The organism is Qipengyuania polymorpha, from assembly GCF_019711435.1.
GTDB lineage: Bacteria > Pseudomonadota > Alphaproteobacteria > Sphingomonadales > Sphingomonadaceae > Qipengyuania > Qipengyuania polymorpha.
Genome location: NZ_JAIGNK010000003.1, coordinates 301,518 through 328,253, shown reverse-complemented (window position 1 = coordinate 328,253; position 26,736 = coordinate 301,518). Strand labels below are relative to the sequence as shown.

Below are 26,736 nucleotides of genomic sequence, written 5' to 3'. Positions count from 1 at the left end.
CGCCCACGAAAGCTGAGCGGATGGAAATCCGCATAAAGATCGGCAATCGGGCGGTCGGAGGGTTCGAGTCGTCGATAAGTGTGAGCAATGCGGAGTATCGCATCGCTCACGCATGTTTTGCGTGCCGCAAGTCCTGGAAACTCTCTGAAGATAGTGCGGCGATTTGCCCGCAGTGCGCTGGCGAGGCTCACCATATGGGCCGGTCCTTCAAGGCTCCCAAGCGCACCGATGAAGAGCAATGGAAAAAAGTAGAGAAGCTATGGCGGGCAGGATTCCGCTTCCCGACCAATACGGGCTGGTATGAAGTAGCGCCCTATCCCGAGCGACTTCGCGAGGTTGATGAGTTCATCTCGCAAAATCCCGATCACCCATTCCGGGTGAAGAATCAGCCGTCACCCCGGACTTGATCCGGGGTCCCGCTTTCTGCGGCGATGCGCTCGAAGGCAGCGGGACCCCGGCTCGGTGGCCGGGGTGACGGCAGAGACACGTAGTGGCATGGGGGCAGGCGAAAGGACTTTTTGCCGATGAGCCTCCTCCATATCGACACCGCCGACCACGTCACCACATTGACGCTCAACCGGCCCGACAGCATGAACCCGCTCGGCGCCGCAGGGGACGGGGACGCCTTTGTCGAGGCCTGCGATGCCATTAATGCCGACATGGATGTGCGCTGTGTCATCTTGACCGGCGCGGGCCGCGCTTTCTCGGCCGGTGGCGACATCAAGGCGATGAAGGAGAGGACCGGCAATTTCGGCGGCACGGCTCCCGAAATTGCCGATGGCTACAGGGGCAACATCCACAAGATCCTGCGCGCGCTCTATTCGCTGCGCGTGCCGCTTATCGCGGCGGTCAACGGACCGGCCATCGGGCTGGGCTGCGACCTTACCTGCCTGGCCGACATGCGCATCGCGAGCGAGAAAGCGAAGTTCGGCGTCACCTTCCTCAAGCTCGGCATCATTCCGGGTGACGGCGGCACGTGGATCTTGCCCCGCATCATCGGTGAGGCGCGCGCGGCGGAGCTGTTCTACACCGGCGATGTGATCGACGCCTCAACCGCGCTCGACTGGGGGCTGGTCAGCCGCGTGGTCGAACATGAGGCGCTGCTGGATGAGGCCAAAGCGCTCGCCGCCAAGGTCGCCGCCATGCCTCCCCATGCGCTCCGGCAGGCGAAGAACCTCATGCGGCAGGGGCGCTCGACCACCTATGACGCGGCGCTCGAGATGGCGGCCAACGCGCAGGCGCTGATGCACTCGACGCAAGACCACTTGGAAGGTGTCGACGCGCTCCTCGAAAAGCGCGCGCCCAAGTTCACGGGACAATAAAGTCAGAGCGAATATTTGTTTGTCCTACCGCTTCGCTGCTTGAGGACGGTCAGACCCAGCGCCAGATGCCGGCCGGGATACCGCCTGCCCCGATGTGCCACCATGTGATGCCGAGCCATGCCGCTATGGCTACCAGCCACAGGATCACGCCCGCGCGCGCAAGCCTGCTCCAGCGAGGCCAATAGCTGGTTTTCGCTTCCCACTCTTTCCACGCCTCGCCCATCAGCGCCTCTTTCTTGCGGTCCTGCAGCCTTGCCCCGACCAGTGCGAGGATGAGGATGGCGAGCGCCACGACCAGCGTGCGCCAACTCCACCACAGGACGATGTGCGAGATTGCCCACAGCGCGAAGCCCCACATCATCGGGTGCCGCGTCACCGCGAACACACCAGCAGGCTCGCGCCGCGCGAGTTTCTCCGCGCCGGGTGCGGGGAGAGCCGGATTACCCTTGAGCGAGCCAAGGAACAGCAACAGTGCGGGCAGCGACAGGACGGTCGCGATAATCCAGCCGATCTCGCCACTGCCGCCGAGCATGGTGTCGTCCGCAGCGACGAAGGCGAAATAGATCCACGCCATCGAGGCGGCCGCCACGAGGCTGTAGAGGATCGAAAAGCCGGTTGCGCCCAGCGCGGCGACAAGCGGGGCGCGCAGCGGATGCGAGAGCGCGAAATGCGTGCCGACGAATGCCAGCGAGGCAGCGATAAGCGAAGTCAGCGGGTCCATGATGTCCTCCCTTGGGGCGGGAGATTATCACAGGCGCGGGCGCGGACCTATTCCTCGATGGCGATGAGCTTGACCGTGAACAGCAGCGTCGCGCCGCCGGGGATGGGACCCTTGCCCTTCGGCCCATAGGCGAGGTCGGCGGGTGCGACGATCTCGATCGTGTCGCCTACGCCCATCTCGGGGATAGCCATCTGCCATGCCTTGATGAGACGGCCGAGCGGGAAGGTCGCCGGTTCGCCGCGCTCAAAGCTGGAATCGAAAGTCTCGCCGTCGATGAAGGTGCCCGCGTAATGGACGGTGACCTTGTCCTCGACCGTGGGCTTTACGTTGGAACCTGCGTATTCGATGTAACGCCAGCGTAGGCCGCCATCCATCGTGTACCAGCCGTCTTCGGCCTTGAGACCTGCCGGGTAGGCCTGCTGGGCGCTCATCCACGCAATGTCCTGCGTGCGGTCGGGCGCAGACTCCTGCGCCGTCACCGCCTGGAAACCGACCACCGCCACGGCAGCGCCAACCGCCGCGAGCATCATGCGCATATCTTTCATCACGACCCGTTCTTCCTCGTTTGGATAGGCATGCAGCGCAGACACGAAAAAGGGCGCGGTTTCAAGCCGCGCCCTCTTCCATTTTATAGCTACCGATCAGGCGTTCGGCTTGGTTGTCGGGTGCACCCCGCCTTCCATCGATTCCAGACCGGCACCGGCCTGGCCTTCGAGGTCGTCGCCGACATTGTCGTCACGCAGCGTGTCGAGGTGCATAAGGCGCTTGATGAGCGGGCTCACCACCATCACCACGACACCGATGCCGACGGCATACCAGCCGACCGTCGAGTAGACGTCGAGCACGACCTGCTTGCCGGCTTCCTCGCCGACACCTTCGCCGCCCGTTGCAGCAGCGATGAGGCCGGCTGCGAAGTTACCGGTGGCCGAGGCGAAGAACCAGGTACCCATGATGAGCGAGGCCATGTGGCCAGGGCTCAGGCGATTCATTGCCGAGAGGCCGACAGGCGAGAGGCAAAGCTCGCCGGTGGTGTGCAGCAGGTAAATGAGGAAGATGAAGATGACCGGCGTCGGCACGTTGATGCCGGCGCTTTCCGCACCCCAGACGAGGACGAGGAAGCCGAGACCCACCTGGATGACGGCGAGGCCGAACTTCATCGGCGTGCTGGGTTCCGCGCCCTTGCGAGCCAGACCCTGCCACAGCATCGCGAAGAGCGGTGCGAGCAGCACGATGTAGATCGCGTTGATCGACTGGAACATCGACGCGTTCACGCCCTGCGTATCGACATGGCGATCGGTGAAGACGTTGAGCGACGAACCCGCCTGCTCGAACAGCGCCCAGAAGACGATCGACACGAGGATCAGGAACATCGCGGCAAAGATGCGGTCGCGTTCCTGCGGAGCGAGCTTGGTGACTGCGGTGAACAGCACGTAGGCCACGAGGCCGCCGCCGAAGACACCGAGCACGGTTCCGACCAGTTCCTGGAACTGGATGGCGGCCCAGCACAGAGCGACCATGGCAAGGCCGGCGCCGTAGATGGCCCATTCCTTGCCGCCTGCAATCTTCGCCGGATCCTTCGGTTCGCCCTTGCCGAGCAGCAGGGGCTTGCCGATCACGAAGAAGATGAGGCCGATCAGCATGCCGATACCGGCAAGACCGAAGCCGTATTCCCAGCCATAGGTCTGGCCGAGGTAGCCGCAGATGATCGATGCAGTCGCGGCGCCGACGTTAATACCCATGTAGAAGATGGTGTAGGCGGGGTCGCGGCGGACGTCGGTGCGCGAATAGAGCTGGCCGACGATGACCGAGATATTGGCCTTCAGGAAGCCCGAGCCCACGATGATGAGGGCAAGCGCCAGCCAGAAGATGTTAATGAAGGGATCGGCCTGGCCGCCAGAACCTTCGAAGGCCATGAAGAAGTGGCCGAAGGTCAGGAGGACCGCACCGAACAGCACGGCCTTGCGCTGGCCGATGTACTGGTCGGCCAGATAGCCGCCGACGACCGGAGCGATGTAGACCAGCGCGGTGTAGGCGCCGTAGATCACGTAGGCCTTGTCTTCGGCGAACATCCAGTGCTGGATGAGGTAGAAGATGAGCAGTGCGCGCATGCCGTAGTAGGAGAAGCGCTCCCACATTTCGGCCATGAACAGCAGGAACAGCCCCTTGGGGTGCCCGATGACCTCTTCCTGCGGGCGGGTGATGAGCACCACGCCGCCGATGAGAAATGCTGCCAGTGCGACCACGGCAACCCTGAAAGTCCACATTTCGAACGCTGAGTCGAATGTGAAGAACATGCCTTCGACCATAAGAAACCGGTCCCTTTGATTGTTATCGTCGGAGCCGCGCTGGCGCAGCCCCTCCCCTCGAAGCCGCGCACCCTAGCGTTTCCGGCGGCCATGTGAAGCATTAGTTACACTCGCGACCAGATGTCGGGAACCTTGCGCGCCGCGCTGTATTATGGCACTGATGCACTATTGCTGCCGGGGAATTGAAATGAGCAACCAGTCCAAGCCCGTCTACCTGAAGCTGCGCGACATGATCGCGGCTGCCATCATCGATGGTCGCTATCGCGAAGGCGAAATGCTTCCCTCGGTGCGCGCGCTGGCTGCCGAGCAGGGGGCGAACCCGCTCACCGTGGCGAAAGCCTACCAGCAGTTCCAGAACGATGGGCTGGTCGAGGTCCAGCGCGGGGTCGGGATGTATGTCGCCAAGGGTGCCGCCGGTGTATTGCGCCAGCGCGAGCGGGAGGAATTCCTGAAAGAGGAATGGCCCGAAATTCGCGAGCGGATGCAACGACTTGGCATTTCGCCCGCCGAGCTCATGTCCGATGCATGAAACAGATTAACGCTCTGGTCGCCGGGTTTAACTTAAGATAACTTGCGGGAATCGCGCAGTTCTGCCAAATATCGGGCAAAGGGGTGCGTCTTGGCGCTGCCTGGCAGGGCCGCATGAATGAATTTTAGATGGTTGCCTTCACGGTAACCCGGAGACCGCACGATGATCCGTTCCGAACTCCTCACCGCGATTGCCGAAGACAATCCCGAACTGCGCGCCGAAGAGGTGGAGCAGGTGGTCGACATCTTCTTCGAGGAAATCGCGCAGCGCCTGTCCGAAGGCGGCCGTGTCGAGCTGCGCGGTTTCGGCGCCTTCTCAACCCGCGAACGCCAGGCGCGTCAGGGCCGCAATCCGCGCACCGGCGAAATGGTCGACGTGCCGGCGAAAAAAGTGCCCTATTTCAAGCCGGGCAAGGAAATCCGCGAGCGTCTCAACGAGAACTGAGCGCCCCGGGCGACTCGCCCAACTTGGCGATTGCAGCAAATCTCCCGATTCTCTAACCACCGCCGGTGCCGGATAGCGGGTGTGGCGGAATGGTAGACGCCGGGGACTTAAAATCCCCTGTCCTTTGGGCGTGTGGGTTCGAGTCCCACCACCCGCACCGGCCTCGGCTTTCCAGCGACTTGCCGTCCCGGTGTCGGAAGCGCTGACAGACACTCCATCGGCTTTATCCTCGTATTAACCCCTAGGCCGATATCAAAGGCACCTACAGGGGCTCTGGTCCAAGACCATCGCAAGGGGGTGATGCCCCCAGGCAATCTTGGGGAATGAATGACGATGGATTACTCGAGCGGCTTCGGGGCAGACAGCAAGCCGGTACACGATCCGACCGAACAGCGCGGCGCACCGCGCTATACCTCGCTGATTCGCTCGGCCAAGCTGGTATGCGGTCAGGGCGAGTTCCTGTGCGTCATTCGCGATGTCTCTGCGACCGGCGTGTCGCTGCGCACTTTCCACGCGCTGCCGGAAGAACGGACCATCGCGCTCGAGCTGCAGAACGGCGAAACCTACGAAATCAAGGAAATCCGCCGCAGCGGCCTCGAGGCAAGCTACCAGTTCGACCGCCCCGTCACGGTCGAGCGGCTCATTCACGAAACCTGGAATTTCCCCAAGCGCCAGCTGCGCCTCAACATCGCCATCCCGCTCGAATTGTCCTCGCTCAGCGACCACGGCGAAGCGGAAACGGTGAACCTCTCGCAGCAAGGCGCGCGGGTCGCCTGCGATGCCAGCTTCGCGATCGACCAGACCATTCGCGTGACGGGGCCGAACTTCCCCGAGACGCGCGCAAAGGTCCGCTGGCGTAAGGATGGCCATTACGGCCTCGTGTTCGAGAACACTTTCTCGCTGCGTGAATTCTCGCTGATGGCCGCGGCGGTCCAATGCCCAGCCATGCTCGAGGAAGCATCGAACGCAGCCTGAAAGCGGCGATTTCCCGGCAAATTAAGCTTCGCGTTAACCTCCTCCTAACCATTTTCCTTCACTTCCAGTGAGGCAAAGGAATTCGGGGGTATCCATGGGCGAGAACGCCACAACGCTGAAAGTCGACGTAGCCATCATCGGTGCAGGTCCTGCAGGCCTTACCGCGGGCTACCTGCTCACCAAGCAGGGCAAGTCGGTCGCGATCATCGAAAAGGACGAGACCTATGTCGGCGGCATCAGCCGCACGGTCGAGCACGAGGGGTATCGCTTCGACATCGGCGGCCACCGGTTCTTCTCGAAATCTCAGCAGGTTGTCGACCTGTGGAACGAGATCCTCGGCGAGGACGATTTCATCCAGCGCCCGCGCATGAGCCGCATCTATTACGAGGGCAAGTTCTACAGCTACCCGCTGCGCGCCTTCGAAGCGCTCTGGAACTTGGGCATCCTGCGCTCGACCGTCTGCATGGCGAGCTACCTCCAGTACAAGCTCTTCCCCAAGAAGGACGTGAAGAGCTTCGAGGACTGGACCACGAACCAGTTCGGCCACAAGCTCTATTCCATCTTCTTCAAGACCTACACCGAGAAGGTGTGGGGCATGCCCTGCAACGAGATGAGCGCCGACTGGGCCGCCCAGCGCATCAAGGGCCTCTCGCTCTGGGGTGCGGTGGTCGATGGCCTCAAGCGCAGCCTCGGCCTCAACAAGAAGCCGAATGACGGGCAGGCGGTGAAGACGTTGCTCGAAACCTTCCGCTACCCGCGGCTTGGCCCGGGCATGATGTGGGAAGCTGCGCGCGACAAGATTCTCGCCACCGGCAAGGGCCATGTCATCATGGGCCATGGCCTCAAGCAGCTTTCCAGCGACGGCAAGGGCGGCTGGCGCATGAGTGCAGAGGGCAAGGACGGCGAAGTGGTGGTCGAGGCCGCGCATGCCATTTCGAGCGCGCCGATGCGTGAACTGTCCAAGCGCCTCCACCCGCTGCCGCAGTCGACGCTGCAGGCGAATGACCTCAAGTATCGCGACTTCCTCACCGTTGCCCTGATGGTCGAGGGCGAGGACCTCTTCCCCGACAACTGGATCTACATCCACGACAGCAAGGTGAAGGTCGGCCGCGTGCAGAACTTCCGCAGCTGGTCGCCGGAAATGATCCCCGATGAGGACATGGCCTGCGTCGGCCTCGAATATTTCTGCTTCGAAGGCGACGGCCTCTGGTCGATGGAAGACGACGACCTCGTCAAGCTCGCCACCGACGAGATGGAGATCCTTGGCCTCGTCGATCGCAAGAAGGTCAAGTCGGGCGCCGTGGTCCGCCAGGAAAAAGCCTATCCGGTCTATGACGAGGATTACGCCGCCAATGTCGATGCCATGCGCATCGAATTGGAGGAAAAGCATCCGACGCTGCACCTCGTGGGCCGCAACGGCATGCATCGCTACAACAACCAGGACCACGCGATGATGACCGCCATGCTGACGGTCGAGAACATCATCGCGGGCGAGCGCCTCTACGACACGTGGTGCGTCAACGAGGATGCCGAATATCACGAGGCTGGCGACGAGGGCGCCGAACGCAGCCTTCCGAGCCGCCAGCCGAGCGAAGACCAGGCCGCCGCGCTCAATTCGGTTCGCGAGGTTCCGACCCGCGTTGCAGGTGACAAGGAAGCCGCCTGATGGCCACGCTGCCGTTCGATACGGCGCCTTCAGGCAAGGGCAGTCGCAAGGGCCCCTTCGCCTCGGTCGAGCGGCACGAATGGCGCCAGTTCGCCAACTGGGCACTGGTCTGGCTGGTGCTGGCGAACCTCGCGTTTGCCATGATGTGGTTCGTCGGCGCGCCGCCGCGCGGCGGTGAAATCATGGCGGCGGGCGCGCTTGGCCTGCTCGTCCGCAACACGCCCATAGCGGTGCGCGGCCTCTGTTTCCTTGCCGTGATGACCTATTCGGTGGTCAGCTTCATCGCCGGCCTGTTCAACCTCTCGGTGTTCTCGCTGCTGCATTCGATCAGGTTCTTTGCCGAGATCAAGCCGACCCAGTCGCTCGACTATATCGCGGGCGCCTGCCTGCTGCTTGCCATCATCATTCTGGCCCTGTGGGCCCTGCGCCGGCCGCAGGGTTTCACCAACATCCGGCTCGTGCTTCTCGCAATCCTTGCCACTGTCGCACTCGGCCAGGTCGACAAGGCCATGGGTCACGGCATGCGCGGCCATTATGCGCGCGCCGCCGATGCCTCCACGCCCTTCTCCTCGGCGACCAGGAATGCCGGCGTCGTGCCCGCCGCGCTCGACGGGGAACGCCACCTGATGGTCATCATGGTCGAATCACTCGGCACGCCGGTCGGCAACGAGGACATGTCGAACCTCCTTTTTGCCCGCTACAACGACGCGCGCGTTACCAATCGGTTCGCGCTGAGCCGCGGCCAGACGACCTATTTCAACTCGACCACCGCTGGCGAGGTCCGCGAGTTGTGCGGTCGCTGGGGCGATTATCACGAAGTGCTCGACAAGGCGGACGACAGCTGCCTGCCCGCACGGCTTGCCCGCGCCGGTTACGAAACGCGGGCCTACCACAGTTTCACCGGCGCCTTTTTCGACCGTACGCAGTGGTATCCCAACATCGGATTCCAGCACCAACAGTTCGCCGAGGAACTGGCCGGGCGCGGCGCACGCGAATGCGGCGGGGTCTTTCCCGGCGTGTGCGACCGCGACGTGCCTGCATTGCTCGCCAGGGATTTGAAGGCCGCCGACAAGCCGCAATTCGTCTACTGGCTGACGGTCAATTCGCACCTTCCCGTGCCCCCGGGCATGAATCTCGACGTCGACCGCTGCGAACGCATCTCGCCCGCGCTGGCCGAGGATTACCCGATGATCTGCCGCCAGTTCGCGCTGTGGGACCAGATGGATCGCGCCATCATCGCCGAAATCACCGCCGCGGATTTCCCGGCCACCGACATCCTCATCGTGGGCGACCACATGCCGCCCTATTACGACCGCCACCACCGCAGCCAGTTCGCGCCCGACCGGGTTCCCTGGCTGCTCCTCAAGTGGAAAGACAAAGAGGGAGGCGAACATGACGCTTCCGCCGTCGTCAGGAAAAAGGACGCCCGCAATGGCGCTGCAGGATAATCCCGCGATGCAATGGCCCGCCGCCCTCATCCGCCGTTTCGACCTCGCAAGGCTGGTGCGCTACGGCTTTGCCAGTGCCGCCGCGCTCGCTGTCGACATGGGGACATTCCTCGTCCTGCTTTCGATGCAGGTCGTCGCGGCGCCCGCCTCGGCGCTCGCCTACAGCTTCGGCATCGTGACGCACTGGCTGCTGTCGAGCCGTGCGGTTTTCACCGACACAGTGGCGACGCGCGGACCGCAGCGCACGCGCCAGAAGGCGCTGTTCGTCGGCTCTGCGCTTATCGGCCTCGGCCTCACCACGCTGATCGTGGGCGGCGGCGATATGGCCGGTCTCGACCCGCGGCTGGCCAAGCTGGCCGCGATCGCGGTGAGCTTCACTGCGACCTGGCTCTTGCGCAGCAAGGTGGTTTTCCGCCACGTAGACTGAGATGACTGCGGACCGCCGCCTGCGTGACGGGGAATTCCCCCTAAAAGGGCTGTTGCTCGCCTGGGCCGCCGTCTGCCTGATCCTTCTTGTCACCGGCATCGGGCGCGTCCTCGCGGGACGCTTTCCCGACCCAGACGACGTGCTGCGCCTCGTGCAGGTACGCGATCTGCTGGCGGGGCAGGGCTGGTTCGATGCCACCCAATACCGCATAGATCCGCCGCAGGGCACCGTGATGCACTGGTCGCGGCTGGTCGATATCCCGCTGCTGCTGGTGATTGGCGCGCTAACGCCCCTTGCTGGGCAGGCAGCTGCCGAAACCGTCGCACTGGTTCTGGTGCCCTTCCTGACCTTTGCAATTGCCGCAGCCGCGCTCGGACGGCTGGCGTGGCGCCTGCTCGGCAATCGCGCGGCCATTTTCGCGGTGCTTGCCTGCGGTTTCCTGCCTTCGCTGCTGTTCCAGTTCCAGCCCATGCGTATCGACCATCATGGCTGGCAGGTCGCCAGCGTCGCCGTCGCGCTCTGGGCCATCAGCCGCAGGCAAGCGACCTTCAGCGGCTGGGTTGCCGGTATCGCCATGGCCTTCGGGACATCGATTTCGCTCGAAGTCCTGCCGCTGGCCGCCGCCTTTGCCGCCGTGCTGTGGGTGCGCTGGTGGTTCGACTACAAGCAGCGCGACTGGCTGGTCGCCTATATGCTCGGGCTCTCGCTCGGCATGCTCGGCTTCTACCTCGTCACGCGCGGCGCTTCGACGATCGCGTATTGCGACGCGATTTCGCCCGCGCATATCGCTTTCTTCCTTGTCGCGGCGGCAGGCACATGGATCATCGCCAATGCGACGAAGCTGCGCGGTTTCGGGTTGGTTATGCTGTTTGCGCTGGTAGGAGCGCTTGCGGTTGGCGCTTTCGCGCTCATTTCCCCAACCTGCCTCGGCACGCCCTTCGCCGCGCTCGATCCGCTGGTCGACCGTTACTGGTATCGCCTCGTGCTCGAAGGGCAGCCCCTGTGGAAGCAGCCGCCCGCGACATGGGTGCCGGCGTTGGTGCAATTGCTCGCGGCGATTGGCGCAGTCATCGCGCTTCATCTGCGCTCGATGGAATGGATGCGCGGCTGGTGGGGTGAATATCTCTTCCTTCTGCTGGCTGCGACTGCACTAGGCTTGCTGGTCGCTCGCTCGCTCGCCTTTGCCTCGATTATCGCGGCCATCCCGCTTGGCTGGCTCGCCTCGAGGCTGCTCTTACGCATTCGCCAGCAGAAAGCGCCGCTCGCCTCGCTCGGCCTTGCGGCAATAATCATCGTGCTGCTCGCGCCGATGTCGCTGGTCATGGCAGCGCGTGCGCTCATGCCGGCTGAGGAGACCGAAGTTCAGAATGTCGCGAGCGGAGCCTGCGATATCTATGGCAACGCACCGCTGCTGGCGAAGCTGGAGACGGGGACGGTTATCGCCCCGCTCGACCTGGGGCCTGCCATCCTGCTCGACACGGAACATAGCGTTGTTGCCACCGGCCACCACCGCGCAGCCGAGGCGATGGGCGACGTCATCCGCACTTTCACCTCGCCTGCCGGCAAGGCCCGCGAAATCGCGAAGGCGCATAATGCCGATTACCTCGCGCTGTGCACCGACATGACCGAGGCTGCGCTTTACGCTCACGAAGCCCCCGATGGGCTCGCAGCAACGCTGACAGGGGGTGAGGTGCCCGACTGGCTCGAACGCGAGGACCTCGGCGGACCGGAAGAATTCGCGGTCTATCGCGTCGCCGATTAGGCCGCGACGAAGTCCATCGCCACGCCGTTGATGCAATGGCGCTTGCCGGTCGGACGCGGGCCATCGTTGAAAATGTGTCCCAAGTGCCCGCCGCAATCGGCACAGTGTACTTCAGTGCGCGGGTAGCCGATCTTGTAGTCGGTGCTGGTCCCGACTGCGCCGGGAAGCGCCTTCCAGAAACTCGGCCAGCCGGTGCCCGAATCATACTTGGTTTTCGAGGAATAGAGCTTGTTGCCGCAACCGGCGCAGGCGAAGATCCCGGCGCGCTTTTCGTCGTTCAGTTTGGACGAATAGGGCCGCTCGGTGCCCGCTTCGCGCAAGATGTAGAATTCGCTCTTCGTCAGCTTCTTGCGCCATTGCGCCTCGCTCAACGAGACGGGGAAGTCCCTGGCCTGCACCTCGCGCGAGCCGCAGGCGACCAGCGTGGTCGCGGCAACGCCCGAGCCGAGCAGGCCGAGGAAGGAACGGCGGTTTGCAGCAGTGTTTCGCATGTCGTCATCCATAGGCTGTCCCCCATGAATACGCGCGGAACGCGGCAAAGGTTACGTCAGAACTCGGTGACCTCGACTTCGAGCTTGCGGAAGCCGTGGACGAAGTTGGCGCGCACGCGCTCGACATCGCCGGCAAGGTGCACGCGCATGCGGCGCTTGTGCATTTCTTCGAGCAGCACGCGCAATTGCAGCTCGGCAAGCCGCGCGCCGACGCAGCGGTGAATGCCATAGCCGAAGGCGATGTGGCGGCGCGCATTCTCGCGCTCGATATCGAGCTTGTCGGGGTTCTCGAACACCTCCTCGTCGCGATTGGCGGAAAGGTACCAGAGCACGACCTTGTCGCCCTTCTTGATCTGCTGGCCAAAGACCTCGGTATCCTCGGTGCAGGTCCGCCGCATATGCGCGAGCGGGGTCTGCATGCGCAGGATTTCCTGCACCGCATTGGGAATGAGCTCGGGGTTCTGCTCGAACTTTTTGCGCTGGTCGGGGTTCTTGTCGAGCTGGTAGATGATCCCGCTCATCGAATTGCGCGTGGTATCGTTGCCGCCGACGATGAGCAGCACGAGATTGCCCATGAATTCTTCCGGGCGCATCTGGTTCATCGCCTCGGAGTGGATCATCATCGAGATGAGGTCGTCGCCCGGCTCCTTGTCGTGCGTGCGCTCGACCCAGAGCGACTGGAAATAGGCCGCCATCTCGTGAAGGAAGCCCCAGCGCATCTCGTCGAGCGCGCGGACGGTGGCAAGCTCGGTATCGCCCGACCAGTCGGACCAGAAGGTCAACAGGCGGCGGTCTTCCCAGGGAAAGCCGAACAGGATGGCGAGCATGCCGGTGGTCAGCTCGATGGAGACCTTGTCGACCCAGTCGAACACTTCGCCGCGCGGCAGTGAATCGAGGAGTTCACCCGTGCGTTGGCGGATTTCGCCTTCCATCTCGGCCATGCCTGAAGGCGTGAACTTGGGCGCGACGGTGCGCCGTTGGCCCGTGTGCTGCGGGCGGTCCATCGCAATGAACATCGGCAGTTCGCGGCCGCCGGGAATGTTGCTTTCGGCCATTTCCTCTTCGCTCAAGCGGTTGAGAATGGTGATCCCGCCATATTCCCAACTGGAAGAGAAAATCTCCGGCAAGGCTTCGATATGCTGGATCGCCTTGTGACCGACGACTGCCCAATAGGGGCCGAAGGGGCTGTCCGGAATGTAGTGCAGCGGCCCAGCCTCGCGCATCTCGCGGAAGATCGGATGCCAGGTGTTCTCGGCATAGATGTCGCTGCGGCTGACATCCCATTTGTGCGTGTGATTGAGCCGCTCCTCGGGATGCTCGGCAAAATGCTGCTTGAGCGCCTCGTAGGCGGTGGGCGACGTCCGGCATTCCGGGCGCTGCGGGGCGACTGTAGCCATCGCGGGTTCTCCTCTCTCTCACCGCACATCCTGCCCTAACTGACAGGCGTGTCAATAGTGCGTTTCAAAAGCGAACCTAATTCGCTTCGCTCGCGAGGGATTGCACCGAGGCGACGTTATTGCGGTTCGATGGGGATGGGGGAGACCAGGCGCCCCTTCTTCCCGCGCCCGCCCTTGCCCGATTTCATCACCCGGCGGCGGAACAGTGTCGCGCCCGCCTTGATGAAGATGGCAACGCAGAGCGCCTGCCACGCCAGCGCGAGGAAATGCGGCCAAAGCTCGCCCGACTGCGCCGCACGTGCCAGCATGGCGAAGGGCGAGGAGAGCGGGAAGATGGCTGCGAAGAGTTCCAGCGGCGAGCCGGGATTGGTCATCGCGAAGGCGGCGAGGAAGAAGACCAGGAGCTGCGCCATGGTCACCGGCATCGACAGCGTCTGCACCTCGCGCACAGTGGTCGCCATGCCGCCGATGGTGAGGAAGAGCGAGCCGAGCAGCAAGTAGCCCATCGAGAAATAGGCCACGCCCAGCAGGATGAAGAGCGGCCAGCCCAGCGCCGGCTCGGGCAGTTCGGGCAGGGCCTCACCCGCCAGCGCGCCGATGATGCCGCCGAAGCCTGCCCACACGGCAATCCCGACAAAGCTCACGCCGAGCATGGCGAAAAGCTTGCCGAAGAAAACCGAATCCATCGGGATGGCTGCGGCGAGAACCTCGATGACCTTGTTCGCCTTCTCCTCGACGAGGTTCGACAGCACCATGCCTGCAAGCAGCATCATCAGCAGGAACAGCAGCAGCTGGCCCGCCTGCGCAGTGCGGATGCGGTCGGACTTCGCCGCCGCTGCCGTCGTAGCGAGCGCGTTTCTGGTGACCGTGGGATAGTTCGATGGCGCATTGCCTGCGGCCATGGCTGCCAGCAGCGTCACCGGCCCGTCGAGCCGGTTCATCTGCGCCTCGGTGCCGGTGAGCACGGGCGCTTCGGGTGTGCCCGACACCACGACGGCATAATCATTGGCGGCAAGCAGGCTACGCGCATCGATGGGCTCGTCATTATCGACACGCGACAGTGTCACCATGATCGGGAAGCCGCCGATGCCCTCTTGCGCTGTCTTGCGCGCCTCCAGCATCGCCGCATTGTCCTCCTCGGACATGACGACGGCGATAGTGTTAGACACCGCCTCACGCTGGACTTGCCCGCCGATACCGCCTGCCAGCGCGCCGACGATGACGGGGAAGAGCGGGCCGAGCAGGAAAAAGAAGAAAGCGCGGCTGAAGAGGATGGCCTTGAAGTCGCGGCGCGCTACGACCCATGCGGCCTGGAAGAAAGACAGGCGCGAGGCTTCCTGTGCATGGTTCATCGGTCTTCCTCCGCTTCGAGCGCGCGTGCGGCAGCGGCGCCTGCAATCTCGACAAAGGCATCATGCAGGCCCGCGCGCTCGATGGAGAGCGAGAGGATACCCGCTTCGCCGTCGATGAGCCGCTTCAACAGTGCTTCGATGCCGCCGTCGGGAATTGGGAAATACCAGAAGTGTCCGCCGCCCTCCTTGGCATCGTGGCGTGCATCGGCGGGCAAAGCGCTGCGCCATTCGCCGTCGGCATTACGCGTTTCCAGCCGCACCTGCGCCGGAATCCGGTCGCGCGCGGCATCGACCGAGCCTGCATAGGGCACCTTGCCGCCCGCGATGATGGCGACATCGTTGCACAATCGCTCGGCGTGATGGATGACATGGGTCGAGAAGATGACCGTCGTGCCCTCTTTCGCCAGCTCGCGTATCATGACTTCCAGCTTGCCCTGGTTGATGGCGTCGAGCCCGCTGAAAGGTTCGTCGAGCACCACCAGCTTCGGCCGGTGCACCAGCGTGCCGAGCAATTGCACCGTTTGCGCCATGCCTTTCGACAGCTGGCGGATCTGCCGGTCGATGGCGTGGCCCATGCCGTGCCCTTCGAGCAGTTCGCGCCCGCGCCTCCGGCCCTCTTCCAGCGGAAGCCCGCGAAGCGCGCCCATGAAGGCAATCGCGTCGTCGCATTTCATCGCCGGATAAAGCCCGCGTTCTTCGGGGAGGTAGCCAATCCACTTGGCAATTTCGTGCGGGCGGTCGTGGCCGAACACCCGGCGCACCCCTTCGTCAGGGTCGATGATGCCCAGCAGCATCCGCAGCGTGGTCGTCTTGCCCGCACTATTGGGGCCGAGGATGCCGTAAATCGCGCCTTCGGGGACCGAGATATCGACCCCATCTACCGCCAGCGTATCGTCGAACCGCTTGACCAGCCCGCGTGCCTCGATGGCAAGGCCGCTGTTGTAATGATGCTCGTTTCGCGACATCGCGTGTACCGGCTCCCCCATTGAGCCGAGCGAGTTAACCCTTCGAAGTGAACGGGAGCAACAGCAAGTTTGGTTAAATCCGTGTCACCCGGTGAATTGCAGGCCGCGCTGAGGGAAAAGGCGCGCGAGCTGGGATTCGTCGCCTGCGGATTTACCGGGGCGGGCGGCGACCCCTTGCGTGCCGAACGGTTCGAGGAATGGCTGGGCGAGGGGCGCCACGGCTCGATGGAATGGATGGAGAGCCGCAAGGCCCAGCGCGCTTCCCCGCAAGGGCTGTGGCCCGAGGCAAAGAGCGTTATTGCGCTCGGCATGAGCTACGCGCCCGATGTCGACCCTCTGGCGCTGGAGGGCGACGACGCGAAGGCGCGCATCTCGGTCTATGCGCAGGGCCGAGACTATCACGATGTGGTGAAGAAGGCGCTCAAAGCCCTCGCGCGCTGGCTCATCGAGCGTGCGCCGGAAAGCGAGCTCAAGGTCTTCGTCGACACCGCGCCGGTGATGGAAAAGCCGCTGGGGCAGGCCGCGGGTATCGGCTGGCAGGGCAAGCATACCAATCTCGTCAGCCGCGAGCATGGCAGCTGGCTGTTCCTCGGCGCGATTTACTCGACCATCCCGTTCGAGCCCGACGCACCGCACCGCGACATGTGTGGCAGTTGCCGCGCGTGCCAGGATGCCTGCCCGACCGATGCTTTCCCCGCGCCCTACAAGCTTGATGCGAGGAGGTGCATTTCCTACCTCACCATCGAGCACAAGGAAGCCATTCCCGAAGAGTTTCGCGAAGCGCTCGGAAACCGCATCTACGGATGCGACGATTGCCTCGCCGTGTGCCCGTGGAACAAGTTCGCCGATGCCGCGCATCGCCACATCAAGCTCGCCCCGCGCGAAGACCTGACCGCGCCGCGGCTGGCAGAGTTCCTTGCTTTCGACGATGCGGGCTTCCGCCAGTTCTTCTCCGGCTCGCCCATCAAGCGCGTCGGGCGCAATCGGTTCGTGCGCAATTGCCTTTATGCGGCGGGCAATAGCGGGAATGCGGAATTGCTCGCCGCGGTCGAGGCGCTGCGAGGTGACGAAGACCCGGTCGTGGCCGAAGCTGCCGACTGGGCCGCGCGCAAACTCAGCCCATTTCCTTGAGCGGAACCTCGGTGTCGGCCAGCAGCTCGGGGTCTATCTCCGCCCGGTTCATCACCAGCTTGCGCCCCTGCGCATAGTCGCGCGTGTTGTTGACGCAGTCGAGCGCGATCACCTCGCCTTCGCGCAGGTAGATGAGGCTGAACTTGCGGGTTTCCGGATCGCCGCGCAGCACGGTCTGGTCGTAGCCGAGCGAGAGGCCAACGGTCTGCAGCCGCAAGTCGTACTGGTTCGACCAGAACCACGGCACGGCGTCGTAATCCTGCTTGTCGCCCATGATGGCCTTGGCCGCCACGCTCGCCATGTCGTTCGCGTTCTGCACCGATTCCAGCCGCACCACGGCATTACCCGCATAGGGGTTCGCATGCGCTGCGCAGTCGCCGATGGCGTAGATATCGTCGAGCGAGGTGCGCCCGAATGTATCGACATCCACCCCGTTGCTGCCCGCTGCGCCCGCCGCAATCAGCGGTCCGACAGAAGGCACGATGCCGATGCCGACGATGACGATCTCGCAGGCGATGGTCTCGCCGGTCGACAGCGTGACGCCGGTGACCTTCTCGCCATCGCCCTCGATGCGTTCGACACCGGTTTCGAGCCGCAGGTCGACACCCTGTTCGCGGTGTTCCTTGGCAAAGAATTCGGAGATTTCCGGCCCGGCCACACGCGCCAGCACGCGGTCCTGCATTTCGACGACCGTCACTTCGCAGCCCAGTTTGCGCAGGACAGCGGCGGCTTCGAGGCCGATGTAGCCCGCGCCGACCACGACCGCGCGCTTTGCGCCCGCTTCCAGTTCGGACTTGAGCGCATCGGTATCGCGCCGATTGCGGATGGTGTGGATGCCCGCCAACTCCGCACCCGGGCAGCCGAGCCTTCGTGCATCGCCGCCGCCTGCCCAGATGAGCTTGCGATAGCTGACCGAGGTATCGTCCGACAGCGCCAAGACGTGCTTCATCCAGTCGACTTCATTGACGTTCGCCCCCAGGCGCAGCGCCACGTTCCGCTCCGCCCAGAAGGCCTCGGGACGGATGAGGATTTTCTCGAAGGGCTTGTCCCCGGCGAGATATTCCTTCGACAGCGGCGGGCGCTCGTAGGGCGGGTTGCGGTCGCGGCTGACCATGAGGATGCTGTCCTCGTGGCCTGCCTGGCGCAAGGCTATCGCAGCCTGTGCGCCGCCGTGCCCCGACCCGACGATGACGACGTCATAATGCTCCATGGCGCGAATGGCTGGCGTCAAACTGCCGCGCGGTCAAGCGTTGAGAGACGTTTCACCGCCCCAGCAGGTTGCGCGCCATGCTGGCAATCTGCGCGAGCATGGCGGGCGCAACCGGCGTCTGGCCCTGTGCACGCTCGACCATCGTCTTGAACTGGCGCACCGCGACTTCGTGGTCGCTGAGCCAGTTCTCGACCACGCCCGGCATGTCCTTCTTTGCATCCTTGCGGCGCGAGAGGCGGCGCAGCAGTTCGAGCCGCATCTGCTGGAAATCGCGCGCGAGGCCGGAGACCAGCAGCCGCTCCCAGACGTCCGAGGGGATCATGGTTGCCGCCACGCTCTGCGCCCAGTCGATGCCGAGCTTGGCGCCGATATCGGTGAAGCCCTCGGTAATCATCCGCGCGCCGATTTCGGTGTCGCTCGCCAGTTGGGCGAGGCCGACCGAACCGTCGAGGTCGAACATGTGCGTGACGCGCGAAGCCATGGCATCGCTGGCACCGGCAGTGGTGAACTTCTCGTGCAGCTTGGAGGACTGCGCCTTCAACTCGCTGCCGAGCAGCTGGTCGGTATCCTTGACCAGCATCTCCACGCCCTTGCCCAGTTCCGCGACCATTTCGGCAGGCTTCACCCGGCCCGCGCCGGTGCGCAGCACGTCGGACATGAGGTTTGCGGTTGCCGCTGCCAGACGGTCGAACATGAGCAGGCGCGCGCCTTCCTCCATCTTCGCCGTATCGAGCTCGGCCCAGAGGCTGCGCAGGTCGAACAGGTGCGCGACAGCCACGAAGCTTGCCGCGACCTGGCTTAGTTCAACGCCTTCTTCCTCGACCAGTTCGAACGGGTGGATGATGCCGAGGCGGTTGACCATGGCGTTGGCGAGCTTGGTCGCGATGATTTCGCGGCGCAGGCGGTGGTTTGCGATCTGCTCCTTGAACTTCTTACGCATGGGCTGCGGGAAGCTGCGCAGGAGCAGGTCTTCGAGGATGGGGTCGTCGGGCAGGTCGCTGTTCTCGATAGCGTCCTGCAGCACCAGCTTGGTCGAGGACAGCAGCACGGCGAGCTCGGGCCGGGTGAGGCCCATGCCATCCGCCGCGCGCCGCTGGAGCGTCTGGTTGTCCGCCAGCCCCTCGGTCCGCCGGTCGAGATTGCCGCCCGCCTCGAGCGTTTCGATGAGGTGTAGCTGCGAATTCATCGCGCGGTCGCCGCCGATTTCGGCGATGGAGAGCGCGAGCGCCTGCAGGCGGTTGTCCTCCAGCACGATCTCGGCGACCTCGTCGGTCATCTCTTCCAAGAGCTTGACGCGCTTGGGCTCGGTCAGCTTGCCGCTGCGCTTGGCCGCGGCGAGCGCAATCTTGATGTTGACCTCGTTGTCCGAGCAATCGACGCCGGCCGAATTGTCGATGAAGTCGGTGTTGCAGCGCCCGCCATTGAGCGAGAATTCGATACGTCCGGCCTGCGTCGCGCCGAGGTTGGCGCCTTCGCCGATGACCCGTGCGCGCACATCCTTCGCATCGACGCGCAGCACGTCGTTGGCCGGGTCACCCACCTGCACGTTGTTCTCGGCCGAGGCCTTGATGTAAGTGCCGATGCCGCCGAACCAGATGAGGTCGACCGGGGCCTTGAGTATGCCCGAAATCAGCGCTTCCGGCTCGATTTCCGACACGTCGAGGCCAAGCACCTTCTGCATTGCCTTGGAAAGCTTGATGGTCTTGGCATCGCGCGGATAGACGCCGCCACCGCGTGAGATGAGGTCGGCGTTGTAATCTTCCCAGCTCGAGCGCGGCAGGTCGAACATGCGCGCACGTTCCTTCCAGCTTTTTGCCGGATCGGGATCGGGGTCGAGGAAAATGTGGCGATGGTCGAAGGCTGCCACCAGCTTGATGGCTTTCGACAGCAGCATGCCGTTGCCGAACACGTCGCCCGACATGTCGCCGCAGCCGACCACCTGGATGGGATCGGACTGAACGTCGATACCCATTTCGAGGAAGTGGCGCTGGACGCTGACCCACGCGCCCTTGGCGGTGATGCCCATGGCCTTGTGGTCGTAACCCTTAGAGCCGCCGGACGCGAAAGCGTCGTCGAGCCAGAAGTCCTTCGATTCGGCGATGGCATTGGCCACGTCGGAGAAGCGCGCCGTGCCCTTGTCGGCGGCGACCACGAAATAGGGGTCCTCGCCATCGGTGATGACTACGCCTTCGGGATGCACGACCTTGTCGTCGACGATATTGTCGGTGACCGACAGCAGCGTGCGGATGAAGACCTCGTAGCTCGCCTGTCCCTCGGCGGCCCAACCGTCACGGTCGAGCGCGGGATCGGGCAGCTGCTTGGGATAGAAACCGCCCTTCGCACCCGTCGGCACGATCACCGCGTTCTTGACGCGCTGCGCCTTCATCAGGCCAAGGATTTCGGTGCGGAAGTCGTCGCGCCGGTCGGACCAGCGAAGCCCGCCGCGCGCCACCGGGCCGGAGCGCAAGTGGATGCCCTCGACACGGCGCGAATAGACGAAGATTTCGCGCCACGGCAGCGGCTTGGGCAGGTTCGGCACCAGCGCGCTGTCGATCTTGAACGCCAGCGCCTCGTTCGCCGCAGGGGCGAAGCTGTTGGTGCGCAGGATGGCGTCAATCAGCGCGTTGTAGAGCCGCAGCAGGCGGTCGTCGTTGATGGCCTTCACCTTGGACAGCCCGCGCTTGATGGCGCCGCGTGCATCCTCGATGGCGTCTTCGCGGCTACCCTCGAACTCGGGGTCGTGGCGCGCGGTGAACAGGTCGATGAGCGCCGCAGTGATGTCGCTATTCTTCGCCAGGGCGTCGACCACCGTGTAGATGGTGAAGCCCATGCCGGTCTGGCGCAGGTAGCGATAAAAGGCGCGCAGCCAGTCGGCCTGCGCCGCGCCAAGGCCTGCTTCGGCGACAAGGCGGTTGAAGACATCGTTTTCGGCATGGCCGTTGAGGACGGCGGCAACCGCATTCTCGATGACCTCGGAACGCGCGATGAGGTCTTCGGCACCGACACCGGGAGCGAGTTGCAGCGCGAAATCATGGACGGTGCCGAGGTCGCCGTCTTTCAGCACGGTCGGCATTTCCGACTGCACGTGGAATCCGAAATTTTCGAGCACGGGGACCGCGTCGGACAGCGGCAGGCTGCCCTCTGCCTGGTAGAGCTTGAGGCGCAGGCAGGCGGGATCGTCGCGCTCGCACAGGTAAAGGCGCGCGCCGCGATGGGGTGCATCGTCGGCCTCGTCCTCATCGGCATGGATGCCGAGGTCGCGCAGGCGGGCGATATCTTCAGCCGCTTCGCGCGGGCCGAAACGGGCGCGGTAGGCGGTCGGGAAATGCTCGGCGAAGCGCATGGCAAGCGCGGCCGCGCGGCCTTCGGGCACCAGATTGGCGAGTTCGTTTTCGACTGCCTCGCTCCAGCCGCGCAAAAGGGTCTGCAGCTGATCTTCGAGCAGCGCCTCGTCGGGTGCCTTCGCGCCGTCGCGAATGTCGAGCACGAAGCGCAGCATAGCGAGGTTGCCGCCTTCGACCTCGAGGCTCCAGTCGAGCAGGCGCGCGGCCGCGTTCTCTTCGAGCAGCGACTTGATTTGCAGGCGGACCTGCGTCGCCAGCATGTCGCGCGGCAGCCAGACGAAGGCGAAGAGGTGGCGGGCGAGCGGGGCCTCGACCAGCGCGAGGCGCGGGCGCGGACGATCGACCAGCGCCATCATGGTGGTGGCGACACGCTCGGTCGCTTCCTCGCTAAAGCCGATGAGGAGGTCGTGCGGCAGCGCGGTCATCGCGTGGACCAGCGCCTTTCCGGCATGGCCGCTCTCGTCGAAGTTCAGCTTGTCGCGAATGGCGTCGAGCCGCTCGCGCAGGATCGGCACGGCGCGCGGCGGCGCGGCCAGCGCGGCGCTGGTCCAGACACCGGCATGGACCGACAGCGCGACCAGTTTCTTACCCTCGTGACGCGGCACGATGAAAAGGTCGAGCGGCACATTGCGGTGCACGCGCGCGATGTGGTTGGCCTTGATGATGAGCGGGGTGCGCTTGGCGCCCTTGCCCTCGAACCATTTGAACGCGCGTTCGTAGCTTGCATCGACCAGCAATTCGGGCTCGCCCGCGCGGCAGATGCCGAGTTCGCCCTGCTGGGAGCCGTCGCGCAGGCGCACGACATGGCCAAGCTGGGTGAGCATGCCCGAATCGAGCCATTCGAGCAGCGCACGGCCTTCCGCGTCCTCGATGCTCTCGGCGTCGGCCTGCATCTGCTCCTGCAGCTTCGGCCAGTCGTCGACCGCTGCCCGGACATCGGCCAGCGTAACCTGCAGCGACTCTTCGAGAGCACGACGCTGCTTGGCGTCGATGCGCGTGGTCTCGATGTAGACCATCGATTCCCAATAGGCATCTTCCGGCTCGCCTTCGAGGACGCGGCTGAGCGTGCAGTCCGACGTGCGCTCGACGGGGACCACGGGGTGGACCAGCCGGTCGATGGAAATGCCGAGCGCGGCAATCGCATTGGCAGTCGAATCGACGAGGAAGGGCATGTCGTCATTGATGATGGCGATGCGCGTGTAGCGGTGGCCTTCCGAAACCGTCTCGATGGCCATGGCCACTTCGCCGAACTTGCGCTGCTGTGCTGTCCTCGTGACGAATTCGGCCGCTTCGCGCATGCGCTCGTCGTCGAACGGTGTGTCGCCCGGCAGCATCGAATCGCGCATGTGCTGGAGCAGCGCCTTGGTCTGTGCGGCAGGCGTAGTGGCGGACTTGGAACCCATCTGGGACCTCTCGCTTGGGGCGCGCGAAAATTGCCGCGCCGTGAAATATCCGAGTCATTGCTCAGTCTGGTCAGGCGCGGCGATTAGGCCTGTTGAAGGGCAAGGGCAAGGCGGCGCGCAGCAATTTTTGCAAACCTATGCAAAGGCGGTGGCCGTAGCGTCAGGCCGGAGAATCAGGAGAGCTGGTCCATGGCCTTGCGAAGGCTGTCGATACGCGCCTTGGGATCGAAGGTGGGGCCTGCGAAGATTATCTCGTCGGCCTGCGTCCGCTCCACGAATTGCTGCACTGCGTCGCTGCATTGCTGCGGCGTGCCGATGGCGCTGGCCTGGCCGATATGCGCAAGCATGGCCTGTGCAGGCGCAGGCAGCTGGCCGCGATAGTTCTCGATGGGCGGCTTGAGTTTCGATGGCTTACCGGTGCGCAGCGCCACGAAGGCCTGCATCTGCGAGGTGGCGAGCGTTTCGGCCTCCTCTTCGCTGTCTGCACAAAAGAGGTTCATGGCGGCCATGACGTGCGGCTTTTCGCACATCTCGCTCGGCTCGAAATTGCGGCGATAAAGTTCAAGCGCGGCGTCGAGATGGTCGGGCGCGAAATGGCTGGCAAAAGCATAGGGAATGCCGAGCCTCGCCGCGAGGCTGGCACCGAACAGGCTCGAGCCGAGCATCCAGAACTCGGGCCTCGCTCCGAGGCCGGGAGTGGGCGAAATCTCGCTGGTCCCGTCCATATGCGCCATCAGTTCCACGACATCCTGTGGGAACATCTCGGCGGCGCGGTGAAGGTCTTTCCTGAGCGCGCGCTGGAGTTCGGGACCTGCACCGGGAGCGCGGCCAAGCCCGAGGTCGACACGGCCCGGGAACAGCGCGTCGAGCGTGCCGAACTGCTCGGCAATCTGGAACGGCGTGTGGTTGGGCAGCATGATGCCGCCCGAGCCGATGCGGATGGTGCGGGTGGCATTGCCGACATGTGCGAGCACGACCGAAGTCGCGCCGCCCGCGATGCCCTCCATCGCGTGGTGTTCGGCAACCCAGTAGCGTTTGCAACCAGCATTCTCGGCGGCCTTGGCGAGCGCGGTGGCAGCCTCGAAGGCTTCTCCCAATGTCCCGCCTTCGCGAACCGGGACGAGGTCGAGGATGGAGTATGCGGTCATTCGGTCTCCGCCGTGTCGAGTTGGGTGAGATAACCCTGCGCACGCTCTGCCTGCGGGCTTCCGGGAGCCACGGCGAGCACCGACCGGAAGCTCGCGCGCGCATCCTCCGCGCGGCCGGCCATGGCGGCAATCACGCCCGCCTCCAGCCCGATTTGCGGATTGCGCGGGTCGAGCAGCGCGGCGCGCTCTATCTGAGCCTGCGCCTCGCCCAGCCGTTCGAGGCGGCGTGAAAGCGTGGCCGAGAGCAGCCACGCCTCGACATCGAGAGCATCGGCCTCGCGGGCTTCGGCGAGGGCGGAGGCGGCATCTTCGGGGCGGTCGAGCCGAACCAGCACGCGGGCTAGATCGACACGCAGGTCGGCGGCCAGCTCGTTCTCCTCGGCGGCAAGCGCCATTCCGCCTGCGCGGTCGAGCAGCGGGAGAGCAGCCTCGACATCATTTTCTGCCATGGCGGCATTCCCTGCCATCGCGGCGAGCCGCGCGGCATAGGCGAGGTTGTCCTGCGGCGCTTCACCGCTCGCCAATTCGAAGGCCTGTCGTGCCTCGCCATATCGTCCGAGCTGGACCAGCGCCAGCCCGGCGCAATGCGCGCTCTGGGCGAATTCGAGGTCGGTGGACGCACGCTCGCGCCACTCTTGTGCGAAATCGAGTGCCTGCTGCGGGTAGCTCGATGTCTGCTTGAGGCAGGTCCACAGGTCGGCGGGCGGTCCGGACACACCCCGTTCGATCCGCGGCGGGCGGTCGCGCAGATCGTCGGGTATGTCGGGCATGGTGTTCGAGCCGGGAAAGGCCCCGGACTGGAGGACGGCGAGAGCGGCGCTGGCGAGGAGAAGGGTCAAGTGTGCTCCAGATCATGGATGAGGCCATCCACTGTGCGCAGCAGCAGGGCGATGTCCTGCGGCCGCGAAAGGCGGTGGTCGCCATCCTTGACGAAGGTCACTTGAACCGCGTCCGAACGCAGCACGCCTGCAATCTGCAGGCTCAGCTGCCAGGGCACGTCTTCGTCACGGTGGCCGTGGAGCAGGCGGGCCGGCGCATCGATGGGGACGATGCCGCCCATTTGGCGCTGCGCCTGTCCGTCGGCGAAGAAGCCGGCATGTGTGGGCGTGGGTTCGGGGCCGTAGGGATTGTCCTCGAACACCGTTTCGCCTGCAGCCATCTGCGCCTTCTGCTCGTCGGAATAGCCCCATTCGGTAAAGTCAGGTGCGGCAGCGATGCCTACCATTCCGGCCAGCCGGTCGCCCAGCGCTGCGCCGACCAGCAGCATCAGCCAACCGCCCATGGAGGAGCCGATGACCACGACCTCGCCCTCGACCTTCGCCTCGATGAGCGCGAGAACTTCGTCGCGCCATTTCGACAGCGTGCCGTCGGCGAACTCGCCCTCGCTCTTCCCGCAGCCCGAATAGTCGAGCAGCAGGCAGGCGCGCCCCTGTTCGCGCGCCCAGTCGAACAGCGCGGTCGCCTTGCCGCCGTCCATGTCGGACATGTAGCCGGGCAGGAAAACGAGAGTCGGACCGCTCCCGCGGATATGGCGATAGGCGATGCGCCTGCCGTCTGGCATTTCGTGGTATTTGACGTCGAACATGGGGCTCGATGTCGGCGCGAGCCGCGGCGAATGCAAGCCCTACACGATCGACTGCATGACCTCGACGTCCTCGTCTTCCTCGCACATCGTCTTCAGCGCCCCGAACTCCTGCTCCGTCAGCACGGGGGTGAATGTCCTGCCCTCGGCAGCCTCGCGATAGGCCTCGGCGCGCTCTCCCGGTCCCGGGTGGCTGGCCGCCCAGCCGAGCAGCGAGTCCTCGTCATAGTCGATGCGTGCGCTCAGCCGTTCGAAGAATTCGGCGGCGCCCGTCGGGGAGATGCCGCTCTCGAGCATTCGCGCGCGCGAATATTCGTCCGCCTCGCGTTCGGCATCGCGCGAATAATCCATCGCGGCGAGGCCGAACAGCGTGTCGCCGATGCCGGTATTCATGCCCGAAAGCAGGACGGTGAGACCGAACTGCCGCAGCAGCGCGGTCATCACATGGCGTTCGCGTACATGGCCGACCTCGTGGCCGAGCACGCCGGCGAGTTCCTCGGGCGTTTCGGCTTCCTGCACCAGACCGTCGAAGATGAGAATTTGCCCGCCGGGCAGCGCGACCGCGTTGACGTCGGTCGAATTGGCGATGCCCGCACGCACCTTTTCCTCGGCCGGGTCGACCTTGGCGAGCAACTTGGCGAGCGCGGCATCGCCTTCGGGCGTATGACAGATGCGATTGCCGAAATCGCCGACCAGTGCGTCGCCCATGCTGCGCTCCCAGCTGGTGGGAATGCGTGGGCCGAGCCAGTCCGGTGCAGTAAAGAACAGCGCCAGCAGGCCGGCGCTGACGCCTGCGAAGAGGACGGTCGCCTTGCCCAGACCAAGTCCGTCGACCCATGCACCGTATTTGCGGCGCGAGGGCAGTGCAGCTGCAAGCCCCGCCGGCAGGTCTGCGGGCAGGATGAGCCGGAAATCGTCATCGCCGCTCCAGCGATATACCCGTTGCCCGCCGCGTTCCTCGGCAAATACGAGTTCGCCCAAGGCTATATCGAGATTGCTGCTCGTACTGCGCAGGGCGAGCTGACGCGCCCCGTCCCATAGCGCATCGCCTTCGTGGCGCACGGCACTGTGGCCGTCATACCATTGGGCCGGAGTGCGGAAGCTCTCTTCCAT

23 protein-coding genes and 1 tRNA gene are annotated in these 26,736 nt (G+C 64.4%); 11 read left to right on the top strand and 13 right to left on the bottom strand.

What is annotated here, in order from left to right; all coding sequences use genetic code 11:
* Positions 1-20 precede the first annotated feature (20 nt).
* Both K3152_RS10345 and K3152_RS10340 read left to right on the top strand, forming a co-directional pair.
* The gene (locus tag K3152_RS10345) at positions 21-407 is read left to right on the top strand and encodes a hypothetical protein (protein WP_221574033.1); all 387 of its coding nucleotides are present in this window, start codon (positions 21-23) and stop codon (positions 405-407) included.
* Positions 408-524: 117 nt separating this feature from the next.
* On the top strand, positions 525-1,322 hold the full coding sequence (locus K3152_RS10340; RefSeq protein ID WP_221574032.1) for a crotonase/enoyl-CoA hydratase family protein: 798 nt from the start codon (positions 525-527) through the stop codon (positions 1,320-1,322).
* A gap of 49 nt (positions 1,323-1,371) precedes the next feature.
* On the opposite strand, the gene K3152_RS10335 is transcribed toward K3152_RS10340, so the two are convergent.
* The 3 genes from K3152_RS10335 to K3152_RS10325 form a co-directional block, all read right to left on the bottom strand.
* Positions 1,372-2,043 (bottom strand): NnrU family protein, encoded by a 672-nt coding sequence (locus K3152_RS10335; protein ID WP_221574031.1) that lies wholly within the window; start codon positions 2,041-2,043, stop codon positions 1,372-1,374.
* Between the two features lie 47 nt (positions 2,044-2,090).
* Positions 2,091-2,588 carry an FKBP-type peptidyl-prolyl cis-trans isomerase gene (locus tag K3152_RS10330; RefSeq protein WP_247713344.1) on the bottom strand — a complete coding sequence of 166 codons (498 nt, stop codon included), beginning with the start codon at positions 2,586-2,588 and terminating at the stop codon, positions 2,091-2,093.
* Between the two features lie 96 nt (positions 2,589-2,684).
* Entirely contained in the window at positions 2,685-4,349 is a 1,665-nt protein-coding gene (locus K3152_RS10325) for a peptide MFS transporter (protein ID WP_221574030.1), read from the bottom strand.
* A 187-nt stretch (positions 4,350-4,536) separates the two neighbouring features.
* Between K3152_RS10325 and K3152_RS10320 the strand changes: the two genes are divergently transcribed.
* From K3152_RS10320 to K3152_RS10285, 8 genes are all read left to right on the top strand, one after another.
* Positions 4,537-4,878, top strand: a complete 342-nt coding sequence (locus K3152_RS10320) for a GntR family transcriptional regulator (protein WP_221574029.1) — start codon at positions 4,537-4,539, stop codon at positions 4,876-4,878.
* A gap of 162 nt (positions 4,879-5,040) precedes the next feature.
* A complete protein-coding gene (locus K3152_RS10315) occupies positions 5,041-5,322 on the top strand; it encodes an integration host factor subunit beta (protein WP_221574028.1) in 282 nt (93 codons plus the stop codon).
* Positions 5,323-5,397: 75 nt separating this feature from the next.
* Positions 5,398-5,479, top strand: a tRNA-Leu gene (locus tag K3152_RS10310).
* Positions 5,480-5,649: 170 nt separating this feature from the next.
* Positions 5,650-6,297: a PilZ domain-containing protein gene (locus tag K3152_RS10305; protein ID WP_247713342.1), complete on the top strand. Its 648-nt coding sequence runs from the start codon at positions 5,650-5,652 to the stop codon at positions 6,295-6,297.
* 94 nt (positions 6,298-6,391) lie between these two features.
* A complete protein-coding gene (locus K3152_RS10300) occupies positions 6,392-7,963 on the top strand; it encodes an NAD(P)/FAD-dependent oxidoreductase (RefSeq protein ID WP_221574027.1) in 1,572 nt (523 codons plus the stop codon).
* Positions 7,963-9,411, top strand: coding sequence for a sulfatase-like hydrolase/transferase (locus tag K3152_RS10295; protein WP_221574026.1), 1,449 nt, complete (start codon positions 7,963-7,965; stop codon positions 9,409-9,411). Before K3152_RS10300 ends, K3152_RS10295 begins: the two co-directional genes overlap by 1 nt.
* On the top strand, positions 9,395-9,838 hold the full coding sequence (locus K3152_RS10290; RefSeq protein ID WP_345719797.1) for a GtrA family protein: 444 nt from the start codon (positions 9,395-9,397) through the stop codon (positions 9,836-9,838). Before K3152_RS10295 ends, K3152_RS10290 begins: the two co-directional genes overlap by 17 nt.
* A 1-nt stretch (position 9,839) precedes the next feature.
* A complete protein-coding gene (locus K3152_RS10285) occupies positions 9,840-11,600 on the top strand; it encodes a hypothetical protein (protein WP_221574025.1) in 1,761 nt (586 codons plus the stop codon).
* On the opposite strand, the gene msrB is transcribed toward K3152_RS10285, so the two are convergent.
* From msrB to K3152_RS10265, 4 genes are all read right to left on the bottom strand, one after another.
* Positions 11,597-12,091 carry a peptide-methionine (R)-S-oxide reductase MsrB gene (gene msrB, locus K3152_RS10280; RefSeq protein WP_221574024.1) on the bottom strand — a complete coding sequence of 165 codons (495 nt, stop codon included), beginning with the start codon at positions 12,089-12,091 and terminating at the stop codon, positions 11,597-11,599. The two genes, K3152_RS10285 and msrB, sit on opposite strands and share 4 nt — an antisense overlap.
* 56 nt (positions 12,092-12,147) lie before the next feature.
* Positions 12,148-13,488, bottom strand: coding sequence for a cytochrome P450 (locus K3152_RS10275; protein WP_221574023.1), 1,341 nt, complete (start codon positions 13,486-13,488; stop codon positions 12,148-12,150).
* A 116-nt stretch (positions 13,489-13,604) separates the two neighbouring features.
* Complete coding sequence (locus K3152_RS10270; RefSeq protein ID WP_221574022.1) at positions 13,605-14,840, bottom strand: ABC transporter permease; 1,236 nt, start codon at positions 14,838-14,840, stop codon at positions 13,605-13,607.
* Entirely contained in the window at positions 14,837-15,805 is a 969-nt protein-coding gene (locus K3152_RS10265; RefSeq protein ID WP_221574021.1) for an ABC transporter ATP-binding protein, read from the bottom strand. The genes K3152_RS10270 and K3152_RS10265 overlap by 4 nt, the downstream gene beginning before the upstream one ends.
* Before the next feature lie 69 nt (positions 15,806-15,874).
* Between K3152_RS10265 and queG the strand changes: the two genes are divergently transcribed.
* On the top strand, positions 15,875-16,936 hold the full coding sequence (queG, locus tag K3152_RS10260) for a tRNA epoxyqueuosine(34) reductase QueG (protein WP_221574020.1): 1,062 nt from the start codon (positions 15,875-15,877) through the stop codon (positions 16,934-16,936).
* On the opposite strand, the gene K3152_RS10255 is transcribed toward queG, so the two are convergent.
* The 6 genes from K3152_RS10255 to K3152_RS10230 form a co-directional block, all read right to left on the bottom strand.
* On the bottom strand, positions 16,920-18,146 hold the full coding sequence (locus K3152_RS10255) for an NAD(P)/FAD-dependent oxidoreductase (RefSeq protein ID WP_221574383.1): 1,227 nt from the start codon (positions 18,144-18,146) through the stop codon (positions 16,920-16,922). The genes queG and K3152_RS10255 overlap by 17 nt on opposite strands.
* 52 nt (positions 18,147-18,198) lie before the next feature.
* On the bottom strand, positions 18,199-22,893 hold the full coding sequence (locus tag K3152_RS10250) for an NAD-glutamate dehydrogenase (protein WP_221574019.1): 4,695 nt from the start codon (positions 22,891-22,893) through the stop codon (positions 18,199-18,201).
* Positions 22,894-23,066: 173 nt separating this feature from the next.
* Positions 23,067-24,041, bottom strand: coding sequence for an LLM class flavin-dependent oxidoreductase (locus K3152_RS10245; protein ID WP_221574018.1), 975 nt, complete (start codon positions 24,039-24,041; stop codon positions 23,067-23,069).
* Positions 24,038-24,880 (bottom strand): tetratricopeptide repeat protein, encoded by an 843-nt coding sequence (locus K3152_RS10240; RefSeq protein ID WP_221574017.1) that lies wholly within the window; start codon positions 24,878-24,880, stop codon positions 24,038-24,040. Before K3152_RS10240 ends, K3152_RS10245 begins: the two co-directional genes overlap by 4 nt.
* Positions 24,877-25,626, bottom strand: a complete 750-nt coding sequence (locus K3152_RS10235) for an alpha/beta fold hydrolase (protein WP_221574016.1) — start codon at positions 25,624-25,626, stop codon at positions 24,877-24,879. Before K3152_RS10235 ends, K3152_RS10240 begins: the two co-directional genes overlap by 4 nt.
* Positions 25,627-25,665: 39 nt before the next feature.
* Positions 25,666-26,736 (bottom strand): M48 family metallopeptidase, encoded by a 1,071-nt coding sequence (locus tag K3152_RS10230; RefSeq protein ID WP_221574015.1) that lies wholly within the window; start codon positions 26,734-26,736, stop codon positions 25,666-25,668.